This is a genomic window from Streptomyces sp. NBC_00273, assembly GCF_036178145.1.
Classification (GTDB): domain Bacteria; phylum Actinomycetota; class Actinomycetes; order Streptomycetales; family Streptomycetaceae; genus Streptomyces.
This window is the reverse complement of record NZ_CP108067.1, coordinates 7,959,097-7,983,281: the sequence shown is the minus strand read 5'-3', so window position 1 is coordinate 7,983,281 and position 24,185 is coordinate 7,959,097. Positions and strand designations below refer to the sequence as shown.

The window sequence follows — 24,185 nt, the reverse complement described above, 5'->3', positions numbered from 1 at the left end:
GTCAGCAGTCCGGCGGCAATCGGTGATGACGGGAACCCGTCCCGCATACGAAGATGTCCGCATGTCAGAGACCCTCCACAACGGCAGTGCACCGCGGCTGCCCCGCCAGGTGGCCGACGCGTACGTCGACGACCTCATCGCCCTCGACCCGATCACGGGCACCTACCTCGGTGTCGCCTCGAGTTCGAGCAAGCTCCCGGACTACTCCCCGGCGGGCCGTGCGGCCGTGGCCGAGCTCATCCGCGAGACCCTCACCCGCCTCGACGCGGCCGAGTCGGAGCCCGGCGCCGACAGCGACGCCGAACGCCGCTGCGCCCGGCTGCTGCGCGAGCGCCTGACCGCCGAGCTCGCCGTACTGGAGGCGGACGAGGACCTGTGCGCGGTCAGCAACATCCACAGCCCCGCGCACTCCGTCCGTGAGATCTTCTCCCTGACCCCCGCCGACACCGACGAGGACTGGTCGGCGATCGCCGAGCGCCTGCGCGCCGTACCGGCCGCCTTCGCCGGCTACCGCGAGAGCCTCGGGCTCGGCCTGGAGCGCGGCCTGTACGGCGGCCCCCGCGCCACCACCACCATGATCGGCCAGCTCACGACCTGGGTCGGCCAGGACGGCTCCGAGGCGCCCTTCTTCGAGGGCTTCGTCTCCGCCGGTCCGGACGCCCTGCGCGCCGAACTGGACGCAGCGGCCGCCGGCGCGACCGCCGCCGTCGTCGAACTGCGCGACTGGATGCGCTCGGTGTACGCCCCGGCCGTCGAGGGCAAGCCCGACACCGTGGGCCGCGAGCGCTACGCCCGCTGGGCCCGCTTCTTCAACGGCACCGACCTGGACCTGGAAGAGGCGTACGCCTACGGCTGGTCGGAGTACCACCGACTGCTCGCCGAGATGAAGTCCGAGGCGGCCAAGATCCTCCCGGGCGCCGGCCCCTGGGAGGCGCTGAAGCACCTGGACGAGCACGGCACCCACATCGAGGGCGTCGACGAGGTCCAGGCCTGGCTGCAGGGCCTGATGGACGAGGCCATCGAGAACCTCGACGGCACGCACTTCGAACTCGCCGAGCGCGTCCGCAAGGTGGAGTCCCGCATCGCCCCGCCGGGCGGCCCCGCGGCCCCGTACTACACGTCCCCCTCCGAGGACTTCTCCCGCCCGGGCCGCACCTGGCTGCCCACCATGGGCCTGACCCGCTTCCCCGTGTACGACCTGGTGTCCACCTGGTACCACGAGGGCGTGCCGGGCCACCACCTGCAGCTGGCGCAGTGGACGCACGTGGCGGACCAGCTCTCCCGCTACCAGGCCACCGTCGGCATGGTCAGCGCCAACGCCGAGGGTTGGGCGCTGTACGCGGAGCGGCTGATGGACGAGCTGGGCTACCTCAAGGACGCCGAGCAGCGCCTGGGATACCTGGACTGCCAGATGATGCGCGCGGCGCGGGTCATCGTGGACATCGGCATGCACGTGGGCCTGGAGATCCCGGCGGACTCGCCGTTCCACCCGGGCGAGCAGTGGACGGTGGACCTGGCGCAGGAGTTCTTCGGCCTGCACAGCGGCCGGCCGGCGGACTTCGTCGAGAGCGAGCTGACCCGCTACCTGTCGATGCCGGGACAGGCGATCGGCTACAAGCTGGGTGAGCGCGCCTGGCTCCTGGGACGGGACAACGCGCGTGCCGCGCACGGCGGTTCCTTCGACCTGAAGGCCTGGCACATGGCGGCGCTGTCGCAGGGTTCGCTGGGGCTGGACGATCTGGTGGACGAGCTGTCGAAGCTCTGACGGACGGGCCGCCCGGCGGCGAAGGACGGACGGGCCGCTCATTCCCGGGGGGATGAGCGGCCCGTTCTCGTGGGCCCGTCCAGGTCCTCGGCGCCGTACCGGTCCTCGGACCGGCCCTCGGCGCCTTACCGGCCCCCGGCGCCGTAGGCACGCGCCTCAGCAGCCGCAGTCGTCCGAGTCGGTGGGCGCGGTCAGCGGGTCGGCCTCGGCGCGCTGCTCGTTGCCCTGCCAGGTCTCGACCTCGAAGCCCTCGCGGATCCAGTACTCGATGCCGCCGAGCATCTCCTTGACCTGGAAGCCGAGTTCGGCCAGGGCGAGGGCGGAGCGGGTGCCTCCGTTGCAGCCGGGTCCCCAGCAGTACGTCACCACGGGGACGTCCTTGTCCAGGAGCCGCTCGGCCTGCTCGGGGATGAGGGCGGTGGGCAGGTGGACGGCGCCGGGCACGTGGGCCTGGTCCCAGGACGGGGTGGAGCGGGAGTCGACGAGCTGGAAGCCGAGCTCCGCACCCTGCTCGCGGTGGGCCTTGAAGGCGGCGGCGACGTCCGACACGTCCGCGTGGAAGGCCAGGCTCGCGGCGAAGTACGCGGCGGCCGCGGCCGGGGAGGCCGGGGGCACCCGGAGCACGGGGTTGGTGGTGGCGGGGGCGGCGGAGCCCGGCTGGTTCGGGTGCGTCTGCGTCGTCGTCATGGCAAGGAATCTACGATCCGTTGATCACCGTCGGAAGTGGATATCCCCGGCCTTCTCCTTATCCGGCCGGGGAATCCCCTGCTAGACCTGCACCATGACCGACTATTCCCCTGACGCCACCGACTGGCGGATCCTCGAAGCCCTCCAGCGGGACGGCCGCGCCAGTTTCACCGAGCTCGCCCGCTCCGTGTCCATGTCCGCGAGCGCCGTCACCGAGCGGGTCCGCCGACTGGAGGAGACCGGCATCATCACCGGCTACACGGCGGTGGTGGACCCGGAAAGGCTCGGCAAGTCGATCCTCGCCCTCGTGCGGCTGCGCTACCCGCACGGCAACTACAAGCCCTTCCACGACTTCCTGGAGGCCACTCCGGAGATCCTGGAGGCCCACCACGTCACGGGCGACGACTGCTTCGTCCTCAAGGTCGCGACCCGCTCGATGTCGCACTTGGAGGAGGTCACGGGCCGGATCGCGGGGCTCGGTTCGGTGACGACGAGCATCGTCTACTCCTCTCCGCTGCCCCGCCGGCCGCTCAGTCCGTGAGCGCCGCCGTGCGGTGGCGCACCACGGAGCCGCCGCGCTGCTTGACGATCTCCAGCTGGGCCTGGACCCGGGTCCGCAGGTCGGCGACGTGGCTGACGATGCCGACGCTCCGGTCCCGCTCGCGCAGCGAGTCCAGGACGTCGAGCACCTCGTCCAGCGCCTGGTCGTCGAGGCTGCCGAAGCCCTCGTCGATGAAGAGGGTGTCCAGGCGCATCCCGCCCGCCTCGTCCGTGACCACGTCCGCGAGGCCGAGCGCCAGGGCGAGCGAGGCGAAGAAGGTCTCGCCGCCCGACAGGGTGGCCGTGTCCCGCTCGCTACCGGTCCACGCGTCGACCACGTGCAGTCCGAGGCCGGAGCGCCCTCGTCCGCTCGCTCGCGCGTCGGAGTGGACCAGGGTGTAGCGGCCGCCGGACATGCGCAGCAGCCGTACCGTCGCCGCGGCGGCCACCTGCTCCAGGCGGGCGGCCAGGACGTAGGCCTCCAGGCGCATCTTGCGCTCGTTGTCGGCGGAGGTGCCGGCGGTGAGTCCGGCCAGCCGGGCGACCCGGTCGTAGGCCTCCCGCAACGGGCCGAGGGCGCGCAGTTCCTGCTCGGCCTGCCGGGAGAGCCGGTCGAGCTCCGTGCAGCGCACCCGGGCCGCGTCGGCTGCCGACCCTGCCGTACGAAGCTTCGCGGCAGCGGTGGCCGCGTACGCGTCGGCCGCATCCGGTGCGGCCGGAGGCAGGGCTGCCGCTTCGGCGGCGCCGGTCTCGCCGCGGCGGTCCGCCAGCAGGGCCTCTTCCGCCTGCCAGGCGTCCAGCCGGTGTTGGAGCGCGGTGCGTTCGTACTCGGGGAGCACCGCGTCGGCGGCCGCCTCCACGGTGTCGAACCCGGCCTTGAACGCGGCGTCGGCGAGCTGGTCGTCGGCCTCCTTCAGCCGGGCCGCGGTGGTCTCGGCCCGGCGCAGCGAGGTGGCCGCGCCGGAGACCATCCGGACCCGGTCCTCCAGGGTGCGGGCGCGGGCCGCGACGGTGGGCGCGCCGTCCCGTACGAGGGCGAGTTCGCTCTCCAGTCCGGCCTGTTCGCGGTCCAGGGCTTCGCGCCGGGAGGCCCTGGCGGCGGCCCGGGTCTCGGCCCCCTGCCGGTCGGCGCTGCGCGCGGCGTGCTCCCGCTCGGCGCGGGCGAGCTGCTCACGAGCGGCGTGCAGGCCGGCGGCCGCGGCGTGGGCGGCGGCATGACGGGTGCTCAGGTCGGCGGTCAGGTCGAGGAGTTCGGCGGTGGCGACCTCCCCGGCGGCGGCCGCGGCCTCGGCGCGGGCCTCCTGGGCGGCGGCGTGCCGGCGCTCGACGGCGGCCCGGGCCTGCTCGGCCCGTTCGAAGTGGGCGTGGGCCGCGTCCTCGGCGGCGCGGTCCACGTGGCCGGGGGCCGGTCGGGCCGGAGCGGGGTGTTCCGCGGACCCGCACACGGTGCAGGCCTCCCCGGCCACCAGTGCCTCGGCGAGCTCGGCGGCGATCCCGCGCAGCCGGGCCTCCTTGAGCTCCAGCCAGCGCTCCCGCGCGGCGGCCGACTCCTCGCGCAGGGTGAGCAGTTCGCCGGCGGCGCGCGCCGTGTCGGCGTCGAGCTCATCCCGCCGGCGGGCGGCGTTCAGCTGCATGCGGGCGGGTTCCAGCCGGCCCGCGAGCTGCTCGGTCAAGGTGGCCGCCTGCTGGGCGGCGTCCACGCGTTCCTGCAGCGCCGTCCGGGTCGCCTCCCAGCGCTCCAGCCACTCGGCGGACTCCTGGTGCGCCTCCTCGGCGGCCCGGGACTCCCGTTCCAGGTCGGCGCGTTCCCGGCCGATCTCGGCGCTGCGCTGTTCGGCCCGCTGCGCCGCGCCGAGCGCACCGAGGGCGCCGCGCAGCCGCTGCTCGACGTCGGCCAGCTGCTCGGCGCCCGCCTCCTTCAGCGTGGGCGGGAGCTGTGCCCGGGCCGAGGCTTCGGCGTGGGCGGCGGCGAGGTGCGCGGCGGAGGCGGCACCGCGCAGTTCCAGTGCGGGGGCCACCAGGGCGCCGCGCCGGGCCCGGTCCAGCAGGTCGCGCACCCGGTCCCGCTCGGGCGCGGCCCCGGCGAGCAGGGCGGCCCGGCGGAGGGTCTCCGCGTGCCGGCGCTGGAGCCGGTCGAGCTCCCGCGCGTCCTCGGCGGCCCGCCGGGCGGCGGCGTGCCGGCTCTCGACGGCGGCCAGGGCGTACTCGGCGACGTCGAGGCGCTCGCGGGCCGCGCACCGGGCGACGGCCGCCCAGGCCCGGACGGCCTCGGCGAGCCCGGGGTCGCCCGGCTGGTGTCCGGGCATCGGCCAGGCCCGCAGGTCGGCGCTGTCGCCGGCGGCCTGGGCGAGGCGCTGGGCGGTGTGGAGGACCTTCTCGTCGCCGGCCCGGACCTTGGCCTCGGCGGCGCGGCGGCGCTCGCCGAGCAGGGCCTCGACGGCGGCGAAGCGGCGGGTGTCGAAGAGCCGGCCGAGGAGACGGCCGCGGGCGGCCTCGTCGGCGCGCAGGAAGCGGGCGAACTCCCCTTGCGGCAGGAGGACGACCTGGCAGAACTGCTCGCGGCTCATGCCGAGCAGCTGCTCGATCTCCTCACCGATCTCCTGGTGGGAACGGCTGAGCGGCTCCCAGCCCGCACCGGTGTGCTCGCGCAGCCAGCTCTGGGCCTTGTCCTTGGTGGTGCCCGTGCCGCGCTTCTTCGGGCGCTCCTGTTCGGGCCGCCGGGTGAGCTCGAGGCGGCGGCCGCCCGCGGTGAGCTCGAGGGTGACCTCGGTCGGGGTGTGGGCGGCGGCGTGGTCGCTGCGCAGGCTCGTGCCGGGGGCCTGGCGGGGACCGGGTACGGAACCGTAGAGCGCGTAGCAGACGGCGTCGAGCACGGAGGTCTTCCCGGCGCCGGTGGGTCCGTGCAGCAGGAAGATGCCGGCGCCGGACAGGGCGTCGAAATCGATCTCCTGGGGCTCGGCGAACGGTCCGAAGGCGGTCACGGCCAGCCGGTGCAGCCTCATCGGTGGGTCTCCCGGTGGCTGTCGTCGGCCCGTACGTCGTCGAAGGCGCCCTGGAGGACGGCCCGTTCGGCCTCGTCCGCGGGGCCGCCGCCGCGCACGTGGGCGACGAAGTCCTCGGCGATCTGCTGGTCGCTGCGGCCCTCGAGGCGCTGGGCGTAGGAGGCGCCGGTCTCCTCCTGGCGGCCCTCGGGGTCGAAGGCGAGGGTGAGGGTGTGCGGGAAGCGGGCGGCGAGGCGGGCCATGGGGTCGTCGGGGCGGACCGGGTCGGTGAGGGTGGCTTCGACCCAGGCGTCCTCGTGGACCTGGTGCGCCGGATCCCGTAGCAGGTCCTCCAGTCGTCCGCGGAGCCGGGCGAGGGTGCGCGGGACGGGGGTGTCGATCCGCTCGGCGCCGGTGATCTCGCCCTGCGCGCCGAGTTCGATCAGCCACGTGGTCTTGCGGTGGTCGGCCTCGGAGAAGGAGTAGGCGAGCGGGGAGCCGGAGTAGCGGACCCGTTCGTCGATGGTCTGGCAGCCGTGGAGGTGGCCCAGGGCGGCGTAGTCCACGCCGGCGAAGACGGAGGCGGGTACGGCTTCGACCCCGCCGACGGTGATGTCGCGCTCGCTGTCACTGGCCCGTCCGCCCGTGACGAAGGCGTGTGCGAGGACGATCGAGCGCGTGCCGGGCGCCCGGGTGGCCAGGTCGGCCCGGATCCGGTCCATGGCGGCGCCGAGGACCGCCTCGTGGCTCACCTTCTCCGCGCTGAACTGGTCCTTGACCAGGGCGGGCTCCAGATACGGCAGGCCGTACAGCGCCACGTCACCGTGTTCGTCGGTCAGAACGACGGGGTCGGCGCAGCCGGCCGGGTCGGTCCGCAGGTGGATCCCGGCCCGGCCGATCAGCCCGGCGCCGACGCCGAGGCGGCGGGCCGAGTCGTGGTTGCCGGAGATCATCACGGTGGGGACGCCGAGGTCGGCGAGGCGGTGCAGGGCCCGGTCGTACAGCTCGACGGCGGGCAGCGGGGGCACGGCCCGGTCGTAGACGTCACCGGCGACGAGGACGGCGTCGACCTCGCGCTCGCGCACGGTCTCGATGAGGTGGTCGATGAAGGCCGCCTGGGCGCCGAGCAGGTTGACCCGGTGGAAGGCCCGGCCGAGGTGCCAGTCGGAGGTGTGCAGGAACTTCACTCGCCGGCCCCGCCGCACATGCCGTCTCCCCCTGGTCGTCTCCCGCTCGCTGAACCCCTCTACGCTAACCCGTCCCCGGGGGCGCTCAGGGCGCGTACGTCTCTCCGCCGAGCGTGAGGCCGGCGCTGCCCGCGGTGGTGTCGGCGAGCCAGGCCTCGAAGGCGGGCAGGTCCGCCTCCGGGAGGGCCACCTCGATCTCCACCTCGGCCCCGTAGCGCAGGTCCACCACGGTCCGGCCGGTGGAGCGCAGGTCGTTCTGGGTCTTGCCGGCCCGCTGGTGGTCGACGGTGACGGTGGCCAGCCGGTAGCGGCGCCGGGTGACGGTGCCGAGCTCGTCGAGGGCCTCCCCGACGACCCCGCCGTAGGCCCTGATCAGGCCGCCGGCGCCGAGCTTCACGCCGCCGTAGTAGCGGGTGACGACGGCGACCGCGTAGCGGACGTCGCGGCGCATGAGCATCTGCAGCATGGGCACCCCGGCGGTGCCGCCGGGCTCGCCGTCGTCGCTGGCCTTCTGTACGGAGGCGTCCGCGCCGACGACGTAGGCGAAGCAGTTGTGCGTGGCGGTGGGGTGCTCCTTGCGGATGCGCGCGACGAAGTCCTGCGCCTCCTGCTCGGTCGCGGCGGGCGCGAGCGAGCACAGGAAGCGCGAGCGGTTGATCTCGGACTCGTGGACGCCCTCACGGGCCACCGTCACGTACTGGTCTGCCTTCACCTCACCACCCTAAGCGGTGCAGAACGGGCCCCCGGCCGCCCGTGGCAGGGCCACCGCACTAGGTCCTGTCGTCAAAGTGGCGTCGGCCGAGCCCACGGCGTCCGGTGCCGTGCATGGCAAGGCGGAGGGGCGCCCGTGTACTGGACGTACTCGGGTGCCCCGACAACGCGGCCAGGTGCGGTGCCGGGCGTCGCGGGCCCGACGGGACTTAGACGACAGGGCCTAGGTTGGCGGGCATGGAGCTGCGGGGGTGGGCGTACCGGTACGTGGGGCCGGCCGAGCTGAGGGCGCTCGTCCGGCCGGAGGGCGGGGGCCGGAGCATCCGCTCGGCCGCGGAGTTCGAGGACTGGGCCGCGGGCCCGGCGGCGGCCGAGCTGTCCGAGCCCGTCACGTTCGTCGTGGACCGCGCCGGTGTGCTGCGGCTCGCTCCGCGGCGCAGCGAGCACGTGGTCTGCGCCGGCGGTGACAGGGTGCTGAGCGCCGGGGAGATCGCCTTCGGGCGGGAGTCCGGGCGGTGGGTGGTCCGGACGGTGAGCAACCAGTCGACCGGATACTGCCCGGACCCCGCCTCGTGGCCGGCCGTCGCGGACGCCCTGGACGCGGCCGGACTGGGCCTGCGCCCGGACGGCTTCACCCACGAGGTGGTCTTCCGCCGCTGCCCGGCCTGCGCGCAGCTGAACGTCGTCCGGGACGAGCACTTCGTCTGCGTCTTCTGCGACGCGTCCCTGCCGCCGGCCTGGAACGTGGACGCGTCAGCGGGGTAGGCCGCCCAGCACGGCCCGGAACCTCTCGCGCCCCGACGCGACGCTCGCTTCCCACAGGCCCGCGGAAGCACCGCTCAGCGAGCGGGCCTGCAGCGCTTCCTCCTCGGCCCGGAAGACGCCACCACCGGCCAGGTTCTGGTCCAGCAGGCCCATCGCCGTGAGCGCGGCATGACCGCAGGACAGCGCGTGGCCGGCGTCCGCCGAGGCGTTGGCCAGCAGCGCGTACCGCAGGACGAGGACGCCGAAGAAGGCGTACGTCCCCGCGACATCGGTGATGCCCTCTTCGCAAGGCCGCAGTTCCGGGAAGCCCTCCAGCGCGCGCACGTGCTCGGCGGCACCGGGCAGCGCCCGGTCCGCGTACCAGAGGCCGCGCACGGACTCCACGCACAGATCGAGATCGGCTGTGCGGTCCGGCAGGCCCGCCCGCATGCCGACGAACAGGGGCACCATGCGTTCGGCGCAGGCGGCCACGTACAGGCGGACCGTCCCGGCATCACCCGTGAGCAGGGCCTCCACGGCGGAGGCCTCCACCAGCGTGTCCACGTACCACCCCTCGTACCGTTCGAACGGATCGACAGAGTACAGAGCGGCACCGGGGAATGGCGCCCGGGGGTTTTCGGTTGACGCCGCTGAGCGCCGGCCGGTCGGACGCGGCGGAGAAGCCGCGGACGGGGGCCGGCGGGGACAAGGGCATCAGGAGGCGGCACACGTGTACGGCGATCCGGCAACCATCCGCAAGATCCTCACCGAGCTGGGCGACACCTGGGCCGTGGTGGGGCTCTCGAACAATCAGGACCGCGCGGCCTACGGGGTGGCCCGCGTGCTCCAGCGGTTCGGCAAGCGCGTGATCCCCGTGCACCCCAAGGCCGAGACCGTGCACGGCGAGCCCGGGTACGCCTCGCTGGCGGACATCCCGTTCAAGGTGGACGTGGTGGACGTCTTCGTGAACAGCGAGCTGGCCGGGCCGGTGGCCGACCAGGCCGTCGCCGTCGGCGCCGAGGCCGTCTGGTTCCAGCTCGGGGTGATCGACGAGGCCGCGTACGCCCGCACCCGCGAGACGGGGCTGACGATGGTCATGGACCGCTGCCCCGCGATCGAGATCCCGGCGCTGTAGGCCTAACCGGCGGACGCCGCCGGGCCGCCGTGGGCATGGGCGGGCGGCGGCGTCGAGACCGGGGGGACCGACACCGCGAGGGTCATCTCCATCGGTTCGGAGCCGTCGTTGCGGTAGGAGTGCGCGAGGTTCGCCTCGAAGGCGGCCGCGGCCCCGGCGGGGACGCGGAACTCCTCGTCGCCGACCACCAGGGTCAACTCCCCCGCGGTGACGTGCAGCATCTCGATGGTGCCGGACGGGTGCGCGACGGAGTCCGTCCCCTCGCCCGGCACCAGGTGCCAGGTCCACAGCTCCATCGGCCCGCGCTCGTCGGTGCCGATCAGCATGGTCGTCGAGCTGCCCGCCTCGCTGGACCAGATCCGCACCACCTGGTCCGGCTGGACGATGCGGACCTGCGGGCCCCGGTCGTGGTCGAGGAGCGCGGAGATGCTGACGCCCAGTGCGTCGGCCAGCCTGACCGTGGTGCCGACGCTGGGGTTCGTACGGGCCTGCTCGATCTGGATGATCATCCCGCGGCTCACTCCTGCGCGGGCCGCCAGGGAGTCCAGGGTGAAACCGCGTTCGCCGCGCCACCGCTTGAGGTTCCGGGCGAGCGCCTGGGTGAGCTGTTCGAGGTCCGACACCATTCCGTCCAATATTTTGGATGACACAGTCCAACAGAGTGAACTAACGTGTTCTGTATTCCATGCTGCACTCCAGCGTTCACCGCACTGTACTGCGAGGCCCCATGACCGCCCTCTTTGCCCTGGCCACAGCCGTGCTGTGGGGGCTCGCCGACTTCGGCGGCGGGCTGCTGACCCGCCGGATCCCGGCTCTCACGGTGGTCGTCGTCTCGCAGGTCGTGGCCGTGGTCGTGCTCGGCGCGGTGGTCCTCGGAACCGGTGCCTGGCGGGAGGCCGGTCCGCAACTGTGGTTCGCGGTCGGCGCGGGCCTGGTCGGGCCGGTCGCCATGCTCAGCTTCTACAAGGCGCTGGCCCTCGGCCCGATGGGCGTGGTCTCGCCACTGGGCTCCCTCGGCGTGGTCGTACCCGTCACCGCAGGGCTGATATTGGGCGAGCGGCCGGGCCTCGGCCAGTTCGCGGGGATCGCGGTGGCCGTCGTCGGCATCGTCCTCGCGGGCGGCCCGGAACTGCGGGGCGCGCCCGTCCAGCGGCAGGCCGTCGTCCTCACCCTGGTCGCGGCCTTCGGCTTCGGTGCGGTGATGGCCCTGATCGCGGAGGCGTCCAGCACCGTCACCGGGCTGTTCCTCGCGCTGTTCGTGCAGCGGGTCACCAATGTCGCCGTGGGTGGCGCCGCCCTGTGGACGCAGACCCGGCGCGGCCTGCCCGCCCTTCCGGCCGGCACCGGCCCGAAGCTCCTGTGGGGGCTGCTGCCCGCCCTGGCCTTCGTCGGCCTCGCGGACGTCGCGGCGAACGGCACGTACTCCATGGCCGCCCAGAACGGCCCGGTGACCATGGCCGCCGTGCTGTCCTCGCTCTACCCGGTGATCACCGCGCTCGCCGCCTTCGCCGTGCTCAAGGAACGGCTGCGCACGGTCCAGGCCGCGGGCGCCGGCCTGGCCCTCGCCGGAACGGTCCTGCTGGCCGCGGGCTGAGCGGCTCCGACCTGACCGGCAGGGCCTAGGACTGCTCGGCCTCCGCGAGCTCGGCCAGACCGCGCAACTGCTCCGGGGTCATCCCGTCCGGGATCGGCACCGGCGTCGGCGTGCGCAGCGGCGGCTGCCAGCCCGTCTCCGGCTCCCAGCGCCGCACGATGCGTGCCGGAGCCCCCGCCACCACGGCGTGGTCCGGGACCTCGCCCCGTACGACGGCGCCCGCGGCCACCACCACGTTGCGGCCGAGGCGGGCGCCCGGCAGGATCACCGCGCCCGTGCCGAGCCAGCACCCCGGGCCGATCTCCACGGGTGCGCTGCGCGGCCACTGCCGGCCGATGGGCTCGTGCGGGTCGTCGTAGCTGTGGTTGGTGGACGTGATGTAGACCCCGGGGCCGCAGAAGGTGTTCGAGCCGATGGTGATCCGGGCGTCGGCGATGACATGGCTGTTGCGGCCTATGACCACCCCGTCGCCGAGCACCAGCATCGGCTCGGAGCCCAGGTCGAGGTCCGGCATCATCCCGGCGGTCAGGGTGACCTGCTCGCCGATGATGCAGTGCCCGCCGAGCCGGATCCACCGCTCGCCGAAGACGGTGCCCTGGGGGAACGCGAGCCGGGTGCCGTCCCCGATCGCGCCGAACCTGAGCCGCCCAGGGGTCTGCGCGGTGACCGCACCGGCCTGCTGCATCCAGCGCCAGCCGGTGTGGACCACGCGGCTCGCCAGCCGGCGGCGCGCGGCCGTCAGAGATGAGAACGTGTTCTGTTTCTTCGGCACCCGGCCACGGTAGTGCGCCGGGCCCCGCTCGCCCCGGCCACACTCCTGTGATCTTCACCCCATCGCCGGTGCGGCGGCCCGCGTGGCCTACGGTGCCGTTAGCGCGGCAACCGGACGACGGACGCAGAGGAAGAGAACATGACGCACCAGGCGGCCCAGGCACTCGTGGCGGGTGTCGGCGGCAAGAACCCGGACATCGACCCGACGGCCTTCACGGCTCCGACCTCGGTCGTGGTCGGCGATGTCACCCTCGCCGCGGGCGCGAGCATCTGGTACTCGGCGGTGCTGCGCGCCGACTGCGGCCCGATCACGCTGGGCGCCGACAGCAACGTGCAGGACAACTGCACGGTGCACGTGGACCCCGGCTTCCCGGTCTCGATCGGCGAGCGCGTCTCCATCGGCCACAACGCCGTCGTGCACGGCTGCACCGTCGAGGACGACTGTCTGATCGGCATGGGTGCGACCGTGCTGAACGGCGCGGTCATCGGCGCCGGTTCGCTGGTGGCCGCGCAGGCCCTGGTCCCGCAGGGCATGGTCGTGCCGCCCGGCTCGCTGGTGGCGGGCGTGCCCGCCAAGGTGCGCCGTGAGCTGACCGACGAGGAGCGCGAGGGCATCAAGGTCAACGCCCTGATGTACGTGGACCTGGCCGAGCAGCACCGTGCCTCGGTGACGCCGGACGTCTAGTTCCGGGCCTCCCACGCGGCCACGAGCAGTGCCCTGACGGCCTTGTACTCATCGTGGCGCGTGCCGGGCCCCGGTCTCGTGCTGCCGGTGGACTTCTGTCCCGCGGCCCCTTCCCGGAAGGTCCGCTCGGTGAGGGCGGCGCCCCGTTCGAGGAGCCGTTCCACCATGGCCGGGTAGCCGAAGCGGGCGGCCCAGTCGAGCGGGGTGCAGTCCCGCATCGTCTCCTCGATGTCGGCGCCCCGGTCCAGCAGCAGGTCCACCAGCGGCGGATTGCCGCTCTCGGGGGACGTGGCCGCGAGGACCAGGGGCACGTAGCGCAGCCGCCCGGCCGGGCCGCACGGTGGGGCGCCCGCGTCGAGGAGGGCCCGGGCCGCGTCCGTGTGCCCGTTCATCGCGGCCAGGGCCAGGGGCGTCGCCTCGTCGTAGGGGCCGGCGTCGAGCCGGGGGTCGGCACCGGCAGCGAGGAGGAGCCGGACGGCTTCCGCCCGTCCGGCGCACGCGGCCAGGTCCAGGGCCCGCCGGCCGCCGGGGACCCAGGCGTCTACCTCGGCCCCCTCCGCCAGCAGGCGCCGCACCAGGTCCGTGTCCCCGGCCTCGGCAGCGCGTCCCAACCCGTTCGCCAGCGGGTGGTAGTGGTCCTCCCGGCCCTCGTCCGACCAGTCCGGCTCCGGTCCCCCCGCTGCCGTCATTCGCCGACGGTGGCCCGGGCAGCCGCCTGCGACGGGATCTCCGCATCGGCGGCCCCGGCGGCCGCGGCCGCCTTCTTCATCCGGCTGCGCACCACCAGCGTCACCGCGAGCCCGAACAGCACGGCGAGCGCCAGGGCCAGCCAGGAGAACCGCTTCAGCCACGGCTCGGCGACGATCCCGACCGAGTAGATGACGGCCGTGGTGCCGCCGGCCCAGAGGATGCCGCCGAGGACGTTGGCGACCAGGAAGCGCCAGTAGGGCATGTGCAGCACGCCCGCCAGCGGCCCGGCGAAGATCCGCAGCAGGGCCACGAACCGTCCGAAGAAGACGGCCCACATGCCCCACTTCTCGAAGGAGCGTTCCGCCAGCGCCACCTGCTGGGGTCCGAAGTGCTTGGGGAAGCGCCGGCCCAGCCGGTCCAGCAGCGGCTTGCCGCCGCGGCGGCCGATCGCGTAGCCGATCGAGTCGCCCACGATCGCCCCGGTGATCGCGCAGAGTCCCAGGACCACGGGGTCGATCTCCCCGTGCTGTGAGGCCAGCAGCGCCGAGCTGACCAGGATGATCTCTCCCGGCAGCGGGATGCCGAGGCTCTCCAGCCCGATGACCAGACCCACCAGGAGATAGATGCTGACCGCCGGAATCGTCTCCAGCCATTCCTGGATGTGCACCGGTACGTCCTCCCGTGTCGTCCTCGGCGCGCCCCCTGTGACACGCCGAACGGGCAGCCTATCGGCTCGCCACGACCGCCTTGGACCTCAGTGGCAGTTCACGCGACGAACGGCCCACGAACACCTGCCGTCGGCCGGAACCCAGCACCCAGGCGTGCCGCTCCGGGTCCCACGACGACAGCACCCGCTCGCCGATGTCGAGGGTGACGCGCTCCGCCTCGCCGGGTGCCAGGACCAGTCGCCGGTAGCCGGCCAGCGCGCGCACCGGCTGGTCGAGCTCCAGTTCCGCGGACGGGCCGACGTACACCTGGGCCACCTCGGTGCCCTTGCGGCGCCCGGTGTTGCGGACGGTGAACTCCACGCGCAGTCCGGCCCGCTCCGGCCGGACGGTGAGCTTCTCGTACTGCCAGGTGGTGTAGGAGAGCCCGTGCCCGAAGGGGAACAGCGGGGTCACCCCCTGGGCGTCGTACCAGCGGTGGCCGACGTGGACGCCTTCGGAGTACTCCTGCCGGCCGCCCACGCCCGGGTAGCGCAGCGGGTCGCCACCGACCGGGGTGGCCTGCTCGTCGGCCGGGAAGGTCTGGGTGAGGCGGCCTCCGGGGTCCGCGTCCCCGAAGAGGAGGTCGGCGGTGGCTCCCGCGCCCTCCTGGCCCGGGTAGTACATCTGGAGGACCGCTCCGGTACGGGAGAGCCACGGCATCGTCGTACTGGAGGAGGTGTTGAGCACCACGGTCGTACGGGGGTTCGCGGCGGCCACCGCTTCGATCAGCCGCTCCTGCCCGCCCGGGAGCGCCAGGGAGGTCCGGTCCCGGCCCTCGGTGGCGTCCTCGTAGGCGAACAGCACCACGCTGCGGGCCGACTTCGCGGTCTTGACGGCCTCGGCGAGGTCCGCGGCGCGGATCGCCCCGGTGGTGTGCCGGAGCCGGAAGCGCTGGCCCTTCTCCCCGCCCTCTGCGGTCACGGCGAGCCGGTGGGCGCCCGCTGCGAGGGCGAGGGTGTTGCGGCGGACGCTCATCCCGTCGGGTGCGGAGCCGAGCAGTCCGCCGGCGAAGTACTCGGCCGCGCCCTGCCGGACGGGGAACAGCTCCTCCCCGTCGAGGCGTACGACGGGCCGCTTCCCGGTGTAGTGGACGAGCAGGGTCCACTCGTCGTCGGCCGCGAGGCGGAACTCTCCCTCGTGGCTCCAGACGCGCCCGGGCTCGACGGTCCGCTCGTCCAGGTCGGCGGCCGGGATCAACAGCTTCGCCGGGAGCGGCCGCCCGTACAGGTCCTCGCCGAGGGCGTAGCGGACGGTCGAACCGTTGCCGGCCCGGCGCCGGATGGCGGTGAGCGGGGCGGCCGCCCCGTCCGGGACCACGTGGGCGCTGCCACCGCCGCTGACGAAGGGCACCTGGCCGGTCGGTCCGATCACCGCGATCGAACGGGCGGCGGCTCCGGTCAGCGGCAGGGTGCCGTGTTCGTTGCGCAGCAGTACCGCTCCTGCGGTGGCCACCTTGCGGGCGGTCCGCGCCCCGGCGGCGGCGTCGCGCGGGGGCCGTGCGGCGGGCGGGGCCGAGAGCAGCCCGAAGCGGTCCATGGTGGTCAGGATCCGGCGGACGGCGAGGTCGACGGCACCCTCCGGTACGGAGCCGCCGCGCACCGCCTCGCGCAGCGGTCTGCCGAAGTGGGTGCCGCCGGGCATCTCCATGTCGAGTCCGGCGCCGATGGCGGCGACGGTGCTGTGGGTGGCGTCCCAGTCGGACATCACCCAGCCGTCGAACCCCCAGCTGCTGCGCAGCAGTTCGTCGAGCAGCGGCTTGCTCTCGCAGGCGTAGACGCCGTTGACCTTGTTGTAGGCGCCCATGACCGCGCCCGCGCCGGCCGCCACGGCGGCCTCGAAGCCCCGTAGCTCGGTCTCGTGGAGGGTCTGCTCGGCGGCGATCACGTCGACGGTGTCGCGGCCGTGCTCCTGGTTGTTGAGGGCGAAGTGCTTGACGGTGGCGATGAGGCCCTCGTCCTGGATGCCGCGGATCATCTCGCCCACCAGGTCGGCGGTCAGGCGCGGGTCCTCGGCGAAGGTCTCGAAGTTCCGGCCCGCGTACGGGGTGCGGATGAGGTTGACCATGGGTGACAGCAGGACGTCCTGGCCGAGCGCCCGGCCCTCGCGGCCGATGACGCGACCGTACTCGCGGGCCAGCGCCGGGTCGAAGGCGGAGGCGAGCAGGACCGGCGCGGGCAGCGCGGTGGCGGGTCTGGCGACCCGGACCCCGGCGGGCCCGTCGGCGAGGCGCAGCGCCGGGATGCCCAGGCGCGGTACGCCGGGCACGTAGCCCGCCTGGCCGAGGGAGTCGGGATCGGGGGCGCCGTGCAGCAGGGCGGTCTTCTCGTCGAGGGTGAGCCGCTCCAGCAGGGCGTCGATGCGCGCGGCGCCCTTGGCCTCGGCGGCGGCCGGTGCGGCGGGCGGCGCCTTTCGGGCTCCCGCGCCCGGTGGCACCCCGGGCGCGCAGGCGCCCGCTCCGAGGGCCGTGCCCGCCGTGCCCGCCGCCGCGAGCAGTCGCATCGCGGAACGTCTGGACACGGCCTCGCTCATGGGCGCTCCCTGCGGCGTGGGTCGGCGGGAGCGGCCCGCGCCGGACCGCTCCCGCGCCCACTGTGCGTCGCGCGCCCGCCGGGTCGGCCGGGACGCGCCACCGCGGCGCCGAGGTTCAGCCCTCCGGCAGCGGCGGCGCTCCGTCGGTGCCGCGCCGGGTTTCGTCCTGGCGCTGTACCCGTGCCTCGGTGCGGTGGCCGCGCGCGATGTAGTCCCGTACGACGGCCTCCACCGCGTCCTGCGGCGAGCCGACTCCGGCGAGCACCATCACCTCCACCACGAGCTCGGCGTCGAGGCTGATGTTGACCTTGGCCACGGGCGTTCCCTCCGTCGTCGTGCGACGGACTCTAGGACGTGCCGGCCCGTGGCCGCAGGGGTTGGCGTCCGCCGGTCGTCACGCGTTGGGGCGCAGGGTCCAGACGACGGTCATCTCGCCGGTCACGGCCTCGTCCTCGCGCTGGATGGCGATGGTCACCGGGAACTCGGGGCGGCCGCCGGCGTCGAGTTCGGCGACGACCTCCGCGGCCGGGCGGCCGAGGGTGGCGGTGGCGGTCACGACGCCCTTGGCGAGCTTCTTGTAGCCGATCTCGGCCTTCACGGCGAGCGGGACGGCGCGCGAGAGCTGGTCGCCGAAGGCGGCCAGGACGATCGCGCCGCTCGCGGACTCGGCGAGGGTGAACATCGCGCCGGCGTGCGGGCCGCCGACGTGATTGTGGTAGTCGGGCTGGTCCGGGAGCCGGACGACCGCGCGCTCGGGGGTGGTCTCCAGGAACTGGAGGTTCAGGGTCCGGGCCATCGGTACGGTCGCGGCGAGCAGTTCGCCCACGTTCATCTGGTCTGCGCTCATGGAACGCGATGTTACCCGCGAGTAGTCCTCGTTGACCAGAGCTCCCAAGGGGGTGGCCGTGGCTCCCCGCTGCCACGGCCACTATCGTTACCGGCCATGTGGCCAGGACAGCAGCAGCCGCCCGGGGGAGAACAGAACCCCCAGGACGCGCAACAGAACCCGTACCAGCAGCAGCCGGGACAGCCGGGGCAGCCGAACCCGTACCAGCAGCAGCCCGGTTACGGATACCCGCAGCAGCCGGGGTACCAGCAGCCCCAGGGCGTTCCCGGCCAGCAGTGGGGTCCGCCCCAGATGCCCCAGCAGCCCCAGCCCGCCACCGTCGCGACCGGCGGCGGCGGCGGGAGCTCGTACTCGACCAAGACCGTGGCGATCGTCGCCGCGGCCGCCGTCGTCGTGGTGGCCGCCGCGACCGGCGCGTTCGTCCTGACCCGGGACGACAAGAAGACCGAGGCCGACGACAAGCCGGCGGCCAGCCCCTCGGCGCCGGCCTCCGAGGCACCCGCACCGGCCGGCAGCAGCCCGAACCCGCGGGCCGGCGGCAACGCCCAGCCCGTCATCCCGGGCTGGAAGGTCGTGGTCAACACGAAGTACAACGTCAGCTACGACGTGCCCCCCGAGTGGAACGTCCACGAGTCCGGCGCGATCCTCTCCATCTCCGACGAGGTCAAGAAGGACGGCGGTCCGCTCATCACGATGACCGGCACCGCCACCCTCAAGGAGGAGTGGTGCACGGTCGACAAGGACGCGGACGGCAGGGTCGAGAAGTTCTCGGTCGCGGACACCGGCGTCAAGGGCGCCCAGGGCGCCAAGGACACCGCGCAGGTGGCGACCGACAACACCGGCGCCTGGGTCTGGGCGGCCTTCGCCCAGAAGGAGCCCAAGGGAACGGTGAAGGTGGAGGCCGCCAAGGAGTACACGACCGCTTCCGGGATCAAGGGCCACATGGTGGTGGCGACCGCTCCGAACCTGAAGAAGGAGCACAAGTGCTCCACCGACGGCAAGGCGGTCGGCTTCGGCTTCAAGAACGCCGTCGGTGACTTCGCCAGCTTCGTGCTCATCAGCGCGGCCGGTGTGAAGGACGAGGTTCCGACCGATATCTCCGACAAGGTCATGAGTTCCATCCGGCTCACCACCCCGTGATCCCGCTTCCCGCCCCGCGCCGGCAATCCGTTTGGATTCTCGGCCCGGGGCGGGGATAGTCCGGGGGTGAGCTCTCCCCGCACCGCACCACCCCGTACGCCCGTGAACCGCCGCCGACCCGACTGGGCCGGCCGCAACTACAGCCTCCTCACGGGTGCGGCGATCATCACGAACCTGGGGAGCCACGGAGCTCACATCGCGGCCGCCTTCGCGGTCATGGATGCCGGCGGGTCCGTCGGCGACGTGGGCCTGATCGCGGCCGCGCGCACACTGCCGCTCGTCCTCTTCCTGCTCATCGGCGGCGCCCTCGCCGACCGACTGCCCCGCCACCGGGTGATGGTCGCGGCCAACGTCCTGAACTGCCTCTCGCAGGCCGCCTTCGCCGTCCTCGTCCTCACGGGCGAACCCCGGCTGTGGCAGATGATGCTGCTGACCGCCCTGTGCGGGACCGGTACGGCCTTCTTCAATCCCGCGGCCGAGGGCATGCTGCTCTCCACCGTCTCCGGCGAACACTCCAACCGGGCCTTCGCCCTCTTCCGCATGGCGATGAACGGCGCCGGCATCGGCGGCGCGGCCCTCGGCGGAGCGATGATCGCCGCAGTGGGACCGGGCTGGGTCCTGGCCGCCGACGCGGCGGCCTTCGCCGTCGCCGGCGCCCTGCGTACCTTCCTCGACGTCAGTCACGTTCCCGACCGGGCCCCCGGCGGCGGCCTGCTGTCCGATCTGCGCGAGGGCTGGGTGGAGGTCCGGAGCCGCCCCTGGCTGTGGAGCATCGTGCTCCAGTTCTCCGTCGTGGTCGCCGTGGTCGGCGCCGCCGACGCGGTGTACGGACCACTGGTCGCCCGGGACCAGCTGGGCGGGCCCGCACCCTGGGGCGTGGCCCTGGCCTTCTTCGGCGTCGGCACCATCGCCGGAGCCGTCCTGATGATGGCGTGGAAACCGCGCCGACTGCTGCTCGTCGGCTCCCTGTGCGTGTTCCCGCTGGCACTGCCCTCGGCGGGACTCGCCGTGCCGCTGCCCGTATGGGGGCTGTGCGTGGTGATGTTCGTCAGCGGCGCCGCGATCGAGGTCTTCGGCGTGAACTGGATGACCGCGATGCACCAGGAGATCCCGGAGGAGAAGTTCTCCCGGGTCACCGCCTACGACTGGTTCGGCTCGGTGTCGATGCTTCCGGTGGCCACGGCCCTGGCCGGGCCCGCCGAGGCGGCCTTCGGACGGACCGAGGCCCTGTGGGGCTGCGCGGTCCTGGTCATCGTGCCCACCGCCCTCGTCCTGCTGGTTCCGGACGTCCGCCGCATGACCCGCAGGGCGCACGGCAAACCCGTCGCCGGCGCGGCCGCGGCCGCGCCGGCGACCGCCGAGCAGACCCCCGCCGACGCCGTCGGCCACTGACGCACCGTCGGACCCGGCCGCTCACCCCAGGCTGAACGCGCCCTCCGGCGGCGCCGGGGAAGGGGCCGCGTCCGCGTCGGCCACCGGCGCCGCGCCCTTCCTGAACCGGGCCAGCCCGTCCCCGTACTCCACCCTGGCGGGAAACGCGTCGGCCGCGCACTTGCGGGCCAGCGCCCCCACCTCCAGCGGGGCGTCGGAGGCCAGCAGAACGGCGTTCCCGAACCGCCTCCCCCGCAGCACCGCCGGCTCGGCGACCAGCGCCAGCTCCGCGAACGCCTCGGCGAAGTTGGCCACCTGCGCTCGCAGGAAGTCGAAGGGCGCCCCGTCGGCCAGGTTCGCCGCGTACAGCCCGCCGGGCCGCAGCACCCGCGCGGCCGCCCGGGCGTACTCCACCGACGTCAGCTGCGCCGGCACCCGCGAGCCGCCGAACACGTCGGCCACCACCACGTCCGCGCTCGCCGCGGGCGCGGCCTCCAGCCAGGCGCGGGCGTCGGCGGTGTGCACGGTGACCCCGGAGCCCGCCGCGAGCGGCAGGTGCTCGGCCACCAGGTCGACCAGGCCCGCGTCGAACTCGACGACCGTCTGCCGGGAGCCGGCCCGGGTGGCCGCGGCGTAGCGCGGCAGGGTGAGCGCGCCGCCGCCGAGGTGCAGGATGTCCAGCGCGTGCCCCGGCTCGGCGGCGCAGTCCAGGACGTGCCCGAGGCGGCGTACGTACTCGAACTCCAGGTGCTGCGGATCGTCCAGGTCCACGTACGACTGCGGGGCCCCGTCGACGGTCAGCAGCCAGGCCCGGTCCCGGTCCACGTCCGGCATCAGCTTGGCGGTGCCCTGGCCCACGTCCCGGACGACCGGGATCTGTTCGTCGTTCACCGGTCCATTGTCCGACAGCGGCCGGACGAGGTTCGAACAGCCGTAAGACAGCCCTCAGACAGCCCTCAGGCAGCCCCGGCCGCCGACCAGACCGCAGCCGCCTGCGCCGCGTGCTCCTCGGCCTGCGCCAGGCCCGCCCGCGCCGCCGGGGCCCGCCGCGCCGGATCCAGCACGTTGCGCCCGAAGGCCTTGCGGGCCGCCGGCGACGGGGTGATCAGCAGGACCCGCGCCCCCGCCGCCCGCAACCGGTCCGCCTGCACCGACGGCGAGGGCACAAGGGCGGAACCGAGCGAGATCGGGGCGAGGATCACCACCCGGTCGTAACCGGCGGCCAGGTCGGCGTTGGTGGCGGAGCGGATCCCGCCGTCGATGAAGCGGCGGCCCGCGACCGTCACCGGTGGCCACACCCCCGGAACCGCGCAGCTCGCCGCGACCGCGTCGAGCAGCCCGCCGCCGCTCCCCCGCTCGAACGCCTCGAGCTCACCGGTGAGCGCGTCCACCGCGGTGACCACGAGCCGCCGCTCGGGCCACTCGTGGGAGACCAGCCGGGCGGCCAGGACCTTGCGGCGTTCCGCCTCCGAGCCGGTGTCCGCGGCCAGGGCCATGGCTCCCACCCGCCTCCGGTAGGCGCCGGCGTCGCTGCGCGAGCGCGCCATCGCCAGTGCGTACCGGGCGATGACGGCCGCCCCCAGCTTCGCCACCGGTTCCGCCGAGGCGTCGCCGAGCTGGCGCTCGTACAGCTCCTGCACGCTGAGCAGTCCGGAGGTGAGCTGGGCACCGACCACCGAGCCGGCGGAGGTGCCGACGACCAGGTCCGCGGTGGTGAGGTCCACCCCGGCGCGGGCGAGCCCGTGGAGCATTCCGCACTCCCAGCCGATGCCGGTCAGTCCGCCGCCGCCGAGCACCAGTGCCGTGTCGCCGCCCATCTCCGCCCGCCCCTTCGCGCATGCCTGTGGTGACGGCAGTCTGGCGCAGCCAGTCCACCGCCACCACAGAGGGTCCGGATCAGGCCCGGGTCATCCCAGTACGGCCGTCACCGTCCCCGCGCCCACGGTCCGCCCGCCCTCGCGGATCGCGAAGCCGAGCCCCGACTCCAGCGGGACGTCCCGGCCGAGCTCGACGGTCATGGTGACCGTCTCCCCGGGCCGGGCCACGGCGACCTCGCCCAGGTCCACGTCCCCCACCACGTCGGCGGTGCGGATGTAGAACTGCGGCCGGTAGCCGCTGGCGACCGGTGTCGTACGGCCGCCCTCGCGCCCGGAGAGCACGTACACCTGCGCGGTGAAGCGGCGCTGCGGCGTCACGCTGCCGGGCGCGGCCACCACGTGCCCGCGGCGCACGCCGTCGCGCGGCACCCCGCGCAGCAGCAGCGCGACGTTGTCCCCGGCCTCGGCGGACTCCATCGGCTTCCCGAAGGTCTCCAGCCCGGTGACGACCGTCTCCGTCGGCTCGCCGTCGCCGCCGAGGACCGCCACGCGGTCCCCGAGGCGTACGGTGCCGCGCTCGACGGCGCCGGTCACCACGGTCCCGCGCCCGGTGATGGTCAACACGTTCTCCACCGGCAGCAGGAACGGCGCGTCCGTGTAGCGCACCGGGGTCGGTACGTAGGTGTCCACCGCGTCCAGCAGCGCCTGGATCGCCTCGGTCCACCGCGGGTCGCCCTCCAGCGCCCCGAGCCCGGAGACCCGTACGACCGGCGCGCCGTCACCGCCGTATCCGTGCGCGGTGAGCAGCTCGCGGACCTCCAGCTCGACCAGGTCGGTCAGCTCGGGGTCCCCGGCGTCGGCCTTGTTGAGGGCCACCACGATGTGGTCGACGCCGACCTGCCGGGCGAGGAGCACGTGCTCGGCCGTTTGTGGCATGACCCCGTCGAGCGCGGAGACGACGAGGATCGCGCCGTCGAGTTGGGCGGCGCCGGTGACCATGTTCTTGATGTAGTCGGCGTGACCGGGCATGTCCACGTGGGCGTAGTGCCGGGTCTCCGTCTCGTACTCGACGTGCGTGAGGTTGATGGTGATGCCGCGCCGGGACTCCTCGGGCGCCCGGTCGATGCGGTCGAAGGGCACGAAGGAGGCGCCGCCGTGCTCGGCGAGGACCTTGGTGATGGCAGCGGTGAGGGTGGTCTTGCCGTGGTCGACGTGACCCATGGTGCCGATGTTGAGGTGCGGCTTGGTGCGCACGAAGGCCGTCTTGGCCATGATTGATTCCCGTGTCTGGAAGCTGGAACGGGACCCCGAGGGCGAGCCGACCCTCCCCCTGCGGGGTCCGCCGGACGATCCGGGAAGGGTCAGCTTCGTGCGCCGTCGAATGCGGCGAGGACGGGTGCGTGTGCAGGTGCGCCTGCCGGTGCGCCCGGGGTGACGGCAGCCTTCGGCGCGTCCGCGACTGCGGACCGCACTGCGAGGAAGGCGTACCGGTTCATGCCCCTGATCCTGCCGGACGGTCCGGGGCACGTCGAACGAATTACGGCGCGGTCAGAGGTTCTTGAGCGCCTCGCGCACGGACAGCGGGGCCAGGGAGCCTCGTTCGGCCTCGACGAAGGCGCGAACCGCGTCCGGGTCCGTCTTCGCGTACTCGCGCAGGGCCCAGCCGATGGCCTTGCGCACGAAGAAGTCCGGGTGGTCGGCCCGGCGACGGCAATGGGCGAAGAGCCGTCCGGTGTCGGTGGCGGACTTGAAGCGGAGCTGGTGGAGCAGCGCGGTGCGGACGAGCCAGAGGTCCTCCTCCTCGATCCACTCGTCCATCACGGCCGCGAGTTCCGGGTCGGCGGCCACCAGGGGTCCGACCGTGTGCGCGGCCAGCAGGTCGACGGTGTCCCACCAGGGGACGGTGACGACCAGGTGCCGGGCCACCGGCAGGAAGCCGGCGGAGCAGCGGGGGACGTGGCGGCGCAGGTAGTCCACCGCGAAGTACTGGTACTCGCGTTCCGGGAGCCGCCAGCAGCGCAGCGCGAGCGCCGTGCAGTCCGCCTCGGAAGGTTCTGGAGTGTCCTTGGTCACGGTCTTCGACAGGTCCCGGCGCAGCGGGGTGGGGATGCCGAGGAAGGGTGCGACGTCCTTCATGTACGCGGCCATGGCCCGGGCCCGCACGGGATCGGCGGCCGCCGCGTACGCCCCCGTCAGCCGCTCCACCAGGGTGTCCGCGAGGGCGCTGCGGGGAACCCGCGGGGGTCGCCGGTCGTTCGACAGCATGAGGCCCAGATTACGGCGC

24 protein-coding genes are annotated in these 24,185 nt (G+C 73.8%); 8 read left to right on the top strand and 16 right to left on the bottom strand.

Annotation, left to right across the window (positions count from 1 at the left end):
- Nucleotides 1–61 precede the first annotated feature (61 nt).
- The gene (locus OG386_RS35740; protein ID WP_328791511.1) at nt 62–1,765 is read left to right on the top strand and encodes a DUF885 domain-containing protein; all 1,704 of its coding nucleotides are present in this window, start codon (nt 62–64) and stop codon (nt 1,763–1,765) included.
- A gap of 156 nt (nt 1,766–1,921) precedes the next feature.
- Here OG386_RS35740 and OG386_RS35735 read toward each other — a convergent pair whose 3' ends face one another.
- Complete coding sequence (locus OG386_RS35735; RefSeq protein WP_328791510.1) at nt 1,922–2,452, bottom strand: rhodanese-like domain-containing protein; 531 nt, start codon at nt 2,450–2,452, stop codon at nt 1,922–1,924.
- A 94-nt stretch (nt 2,453–2,546) separates the two neighbouring features.
- Between OG386_RS35735 and OG386_RS35730 the strand changes: the two genes are divergently transcribed.
- Entirely contained in the window at nt 2,547–2,993 is a 447-nt protein-coding gene (locus OG386_RS35730; RefSeq protein WP_030008650.1) for an Lrp/AsnC family transcriptional regulator, read from the top strand.
- On the opposite strand, the gene OG386_RS35725 is transcribed toward OG386_RS35730, so the two are convergent.
- The 3 genes from OG386_RS35725 to OG386_RS35715 all read right to left on the bottom strand — a co-directional run bounded on the left by OG386_RS35725 (nt 2,983) and on the right by OG386_RS35715 (nt 7,872).
- Nucleotides 2,983–5,994, bottom strand: a complete 3,012-nt coding sequence (locus OG386_RS35725; protein WP_328791509.1) for an SMC family ATPase — start codon at nt 5,992–5,994, stop codon at nt 2,983–2,985. The two genes, OG386_RS35730 and OG386_RS35725, sit on opposite strands and share 11 nt — an antisense overlap.
- Nucleotides 5,991–7,160 (bottom strand): exonuclease SbcCD subunit D, encoded by a 1,170-nt coding sequence (locus tag OG386_RS35720; protein ID WP_328791508.1) that lies wholly within the window; start codon nt 7,158–7,160, stop codon nt 5,991–5,993. The genes OG386_RS35725 and OG386_RS35720 overlap by 4 nt, the downstream gene beginning before the upstream one ends.
- 85 nt (nt 7,161–7,245) lie before the next feature.
- Nucleotides 7,246–7,872 carry a YigZ family protein gene (locus tag OG386_RS35715; RefSeq protein WP_328791507.1) on the bottom strand — a complete coding sequence of 209 codons (627 nt, stop codon included), beginning with the start codon at nt 7,870–7,872 and terminating at the stop codon, nt 7,246–7,248.
- Nucleotides 7,873–8,108: 236 nt separating this feature from the next.
- Here OG386_RS35715 and OG386_RS35710 point away from each other — a divergent pair, with 236 nt between their 5' ends.
- Nucleotides 8,109–8,636: a hypothetical protein gene (locus OG386_RS35710; RefSeq protein WP_328791506.1), complete on the top strand. Its 528-nt coding sequence runs from the start codon at nt 8,109–8,111 to the stop codon at nt 8,634–8,636.
- On the opposite strand, the gene OG386_RS35705 is transcribed toward OG386_RS35710, so the two are convergent.
- The gene (locus OG386_RS35705) at nt 8,625–9,179 is read right to left on the bottom strand and encodes a hypothetical protein (protein WP_328791505.1); all 555 of its coding nucleotides are present in this window, start codon (nt 9,177–9,179) and stop codon (nt 8,625–8,627) included. The two genes, OG386_RS35710 and OG386_RS35705, sit on opposite strands and share 12 nt — an antisense overlap.
- Before the next feature lie 166 nt (nt 9,180–9,345).
- On the opposite strand from OG386_RS35705, the gene OG386_RS35700 reads away from it, so the two are divergent.
- Nucleotides 9,346–9,750, top strand: a complete 405-nt coding sequence (locus OG386_RS35700) for a CoA-binding protein (RefSeq protein WP_327734403.1) — start codon at nt 9,346–9,348, stop codon at nt 9,748–9,750.
- A 2-nt stretch (nt 9,751–9,752) separates the two neighbouring features.
- Here the strand turns inward: OG386_RS35700 and OG386_RS35695 are convergent, their stop codons facing one another.
- Nucleotides 9,753–10,373, bottom strand: a complete 621-nt coding sequence (locus OG386_RS35695) for an XRE family transcriptional regulator (protein ID WP_328793483.1) — start codon at nt 10,371–10,373, stop codon at nt 9,753–9,755.
- 104 nt (nt 10,374–10,477) lie between these two features.
- On the opposite strand from OG386_RS35695, the gene OG386_RS35690 reads away from it, so the two are divergent.
- On the top strand, nt 10,478–11,344 hold the full coding sequence (locus tag OG386_RS35690) for a DMT family transporter (RefSeq protein ID WP_328791504.1): 867 nt from the start codon (nt 10,478–10,480) through the stop codon (nt 11,342–11,344).
- A gap of 25 nt (nt 11,345–11,369) precedes the next feature.
- Here the strand turns inward: OG386_RS35690 and OG386_RS35685 are convergent, their stop codons facing one another.
- Nucleotides 11,370–12,116: an acyltransferase gene (locus tag OG386_RS35685; RefSeq protein ID WP_328791503.1), complete on the bottom strand. Its 747-nt coding sequence runs from the start codon at nt 12,114–12,116 to the stop codon at nt 11,370–11,372.
- 138 nt (nt 12,117–12,254) lie between these two features.
- On the opposite strand from OG386_RS35685, the gene OG386_RS35680 reads away from it, so the two are divergent.
- Nucleotides 12,255–12,800 (top strand): gamma carbonic anhydrase family protein, encoded by a 546-nt coding sequence (locus tag OG386_RS35680; protein ID WP_328791502.1) that lies wholly within the window; start codon nt 12,255–12,257, stop codon nt 12,798–12,800.
- Here OG386_RS35680 and OG386_RS35675 read toward each other — a convergent pair.
- The 5 genes from OG386_RS35675 to OG386_RS35655 form a co-directional block, all read right to left on the bottom strand.
- Nucleotides 12,797–13,489: an ankyrin repeat domain-containing protein gene (locus tag OG386_RS35675; RefSeq protein WP_328791501.1), complete on the bottom strand. Its 693-nt coding sequence runs from the start codon at nt 13,487–13,489 to the stop codon at nt 12,797–12,799. The genes OG386_RS35680 and OG386_RS35675 overlap by 4 nt on opposite strands.
- Nucleotides 13,486–14,157: a DedA family protein gene (locus OG386_RS35670; protein ID WP_030010395.1), complete on the bottom strand. Its 672-nt coding sequence runs from the start codon at nt 14,155–14,157 to the stop codon at nt 13,486–13,488. Before OG386_RS35670 ends, OG386_RS35675 begins: the two co-directional genes overlap by 4 nt.
- Before the next feature lie 58 nt (nt 14,158–14,215).
- The gene (locus tag OG386_RS35665) at nt 14,216–16,726 is read right to left on the bottom strand and encodes a glycoside hydrolase family 3 protein (protein ID WP_328791500.1); all 2,511 of its coding nucleotides are present in this window, start codon (nt 16,724–16,726) and stop codon (nt 14,216–14,218) included.
- 115 nt (nt 16,727–16,841) lie between these two features.
- Complete coding sequence (locus OG386_RS35660) at nt 16,842–17,042, bottom strand: type II toxin-antitoxin system VapB family antitoxin (RefSeq protein ID WP_327386565.1); 201 nt, start codon at nt 17,040–17,042, stop codon at nt 16,842–16,844.
- 78 nt (nt 17,043–17,120) lie between these two features.
- Entirely contained in the window at nt 17,121–17,573 is a 453-nt protein-coding gene (locus OG386_RS35655) for a DUF4442 domain-containing protein (RefSeq protein WP_189973593.1), read from the bottom strand.
- A 96-nt stretch (nt 17,574–17,669) separates the two neighbouring features.
- Here OG386_RS35655 and OG386_RS35650 point away from each other — a divergent pair, with 96 nt between their 5' ends.
- Together OG386_RS35650 and OG386_RS35645 are read left to right on the top strand one after the other, a co-directional pair.
- Nucleotides 17,670–18,713, top strand: coding sequence for a hypothetical protein (locus OG386_RS35650; protein WP_328791499.1), 1,044 nt, complete (start codon nt 17,670–17,672; stop codon nt 18,711–18,713).
- 66 nt (nt 18,714–18,779) lie between these two features.
- Nucleotides 18,780–20,105: an MFS transporter gene (locus OG386_RS35645; protein WP_328791498.1), complete on the top strand. Its 1,326-nt coding sequence runs from the start codon at nt 18,780–18,782 to the stop codon at nt 20,103–20,105.
- A gap of 21 nt (nt 20,106–20,126) precedes the next feature.
- On the opposite strand, the gene OG386_RS35640 is transcribed toward OG386_RS35645, so the two are convergent.
- The 4 genes from OG386_RS35640 to OG386_RS35625 form a co-directional block, all read right to left on the bottom strand.
- Nucleotides 20,127–20,918: a spermidine synthase gene (locus tag OG386_RS35640; protein ID WP_328793482.1), complete on the bottom strand. Its 792-nt coding sequence runs from the start codon at nt 20,916–20,918 to the stop codon at nt 20,127–20,129.
- Between the two features lie 122 nt (nt 20,919–21,040).
- On the bottom strand, nt 21,041–21,901 hold the full coding sequence (locus OG386_RS35635) for a patatin-like phospholipase family protein (RefSeq protein WP_328791497.1): 861 nt from the start codon (nt 21,899–21,901) through the stop codon (nt 21,041–21,043).
- A gap of 90 nt (nt 21,902–21,991) precedes the next feature.
- Complete coding sequence (gene tuf, locus OG386_RS35630; RefSeq protein ID WP_328791496.1) at nt 21,992–23,173, bottom strand: elongation factor Tu; 1,182 nt, start codon at nt 23,171–23,173, stop codon at nt 21,992–21,994.
- A gap of 276 nt (nt 23,174–23,449) precedes the next feature.
- Nucleotides 23,450–24,166: a DNA alkylation repair protein gene (locus OG386_RS35625; RefSeq protein ID WP_328791495.1), complete on the bottom strand. Its 717-nt coding sequence runs from the start codon at nt 24,164–24,166 to the stop codon at nt 23,450–23,452.
- Between the last annotated feature and the right edge of the window lie 19 nt (nt 24,167–24,185).

Bases quoted from the DNA above. Each gene is read 5' to 3' on its own strand.
- OG386_RS35710 (WP_328791506.1), top strand. From the start codon at position 8,109: ATGGAGCTGCGGGGGTGGGCGTACCGGTACGTGGGGCCGGCCGAGCTG.
- OG386_RS35725 (WP_328791509.1), bottom strand. From the start codon at position 5,994: ATGAGGCTGCACCGGCTGGCCGTGACCGCCTTCGGACCGTTCGCCGAG.
- OG386_RS35635 (WP_328791497.1), bottom strand. From the start codon at position 21,901: ATGGGCGGCGACACGGCACTGGTGCTCGGCGGCGGCGGACTGACCGGC.
- OG386_RS35625 (WP_328791495.1), bottom strand. From the start codon at position 24,166: ATGCTGTCGAACGACCGGCGACCCCCGCGGGTTCCCCGCAGCGCCCTC.
- OG386_RS35735 (WP_328791510.1), bottom strand. From the start codon at position 2,452: ATGACGACGACGCAGACGCACCCGAACCAGCCGGGCTCCGCCGCCCCC.
- OG386_RS35740 (WP_328791511.1), top strand. From the start codon at position 62: ATGTCAGAGACCCTCCACAACGGCAGTGCACCGCGGCTGCCCCGCCAG.
- OG386_RS35665 (WP_328791500.1), bottom strand. From the start codon at position 16,726: ATGAGCGAGGCCGTGTCCAGACGTTCCGCGATGCGACTGCTCGCGGCG.
- OG386_RS35675 (WP_328791501.1), bottom strand. From the start codon at position 13,489: ATGACGGCAGCGGGGGGACCGGAGCCGGACTGGTCGGACGAGGGCCGG.
- OG386_RS35690 (WP_328791504.1), top strand. From the start codon at position 10,478: ATGACCGCCCTCTTTGCCCTGGCCACAGCCGTGCTGTGGGGGCTCGCC.
- OG386_RS35655 (WP_189973593.1), bottom strand. From the start codon at position 17,573: ATGAGCGCAGACCAGATGAACGTGGGCGAACTGCTCGCCGCGACCGTA.
- OG386_RS35680 (WP_328791502.1), top strand. From the start codon at position 12,255: ATGACGCACCAGGCGGCCCAGGCACTCGTGGCGGGTGTCGGCGGCAAG.
- OG386_RS35730 (WP_030008650.1), top strand. From the start codon at position 2,547: ATGACCGACTATTCCCCTGACGCCACCGACTGGCGGATCCTCGAAGCC.
- tuf (WP_328791496.1), bottom strand. From the start codon at position 23,173: ATGGCCAAGACGGCCTTCGTGCGCACCAAGCCGCACCTCAACATCGGC.
- OG386_RS35640 (WP_328793482.1), bottom strand. From the start codon at position 20,918: ATGCCGGACGTGGACCGGGACCGGGCCTGGCTGCTGACCGTCGACGGG.
- OG386_RS35650 (WP_328791499.1), top strand. From the start codon at position 17,670: ATGTGGCCAGGACAGCAGCAGCCGCCCGGGGGAGAACAGAACCCCCAG.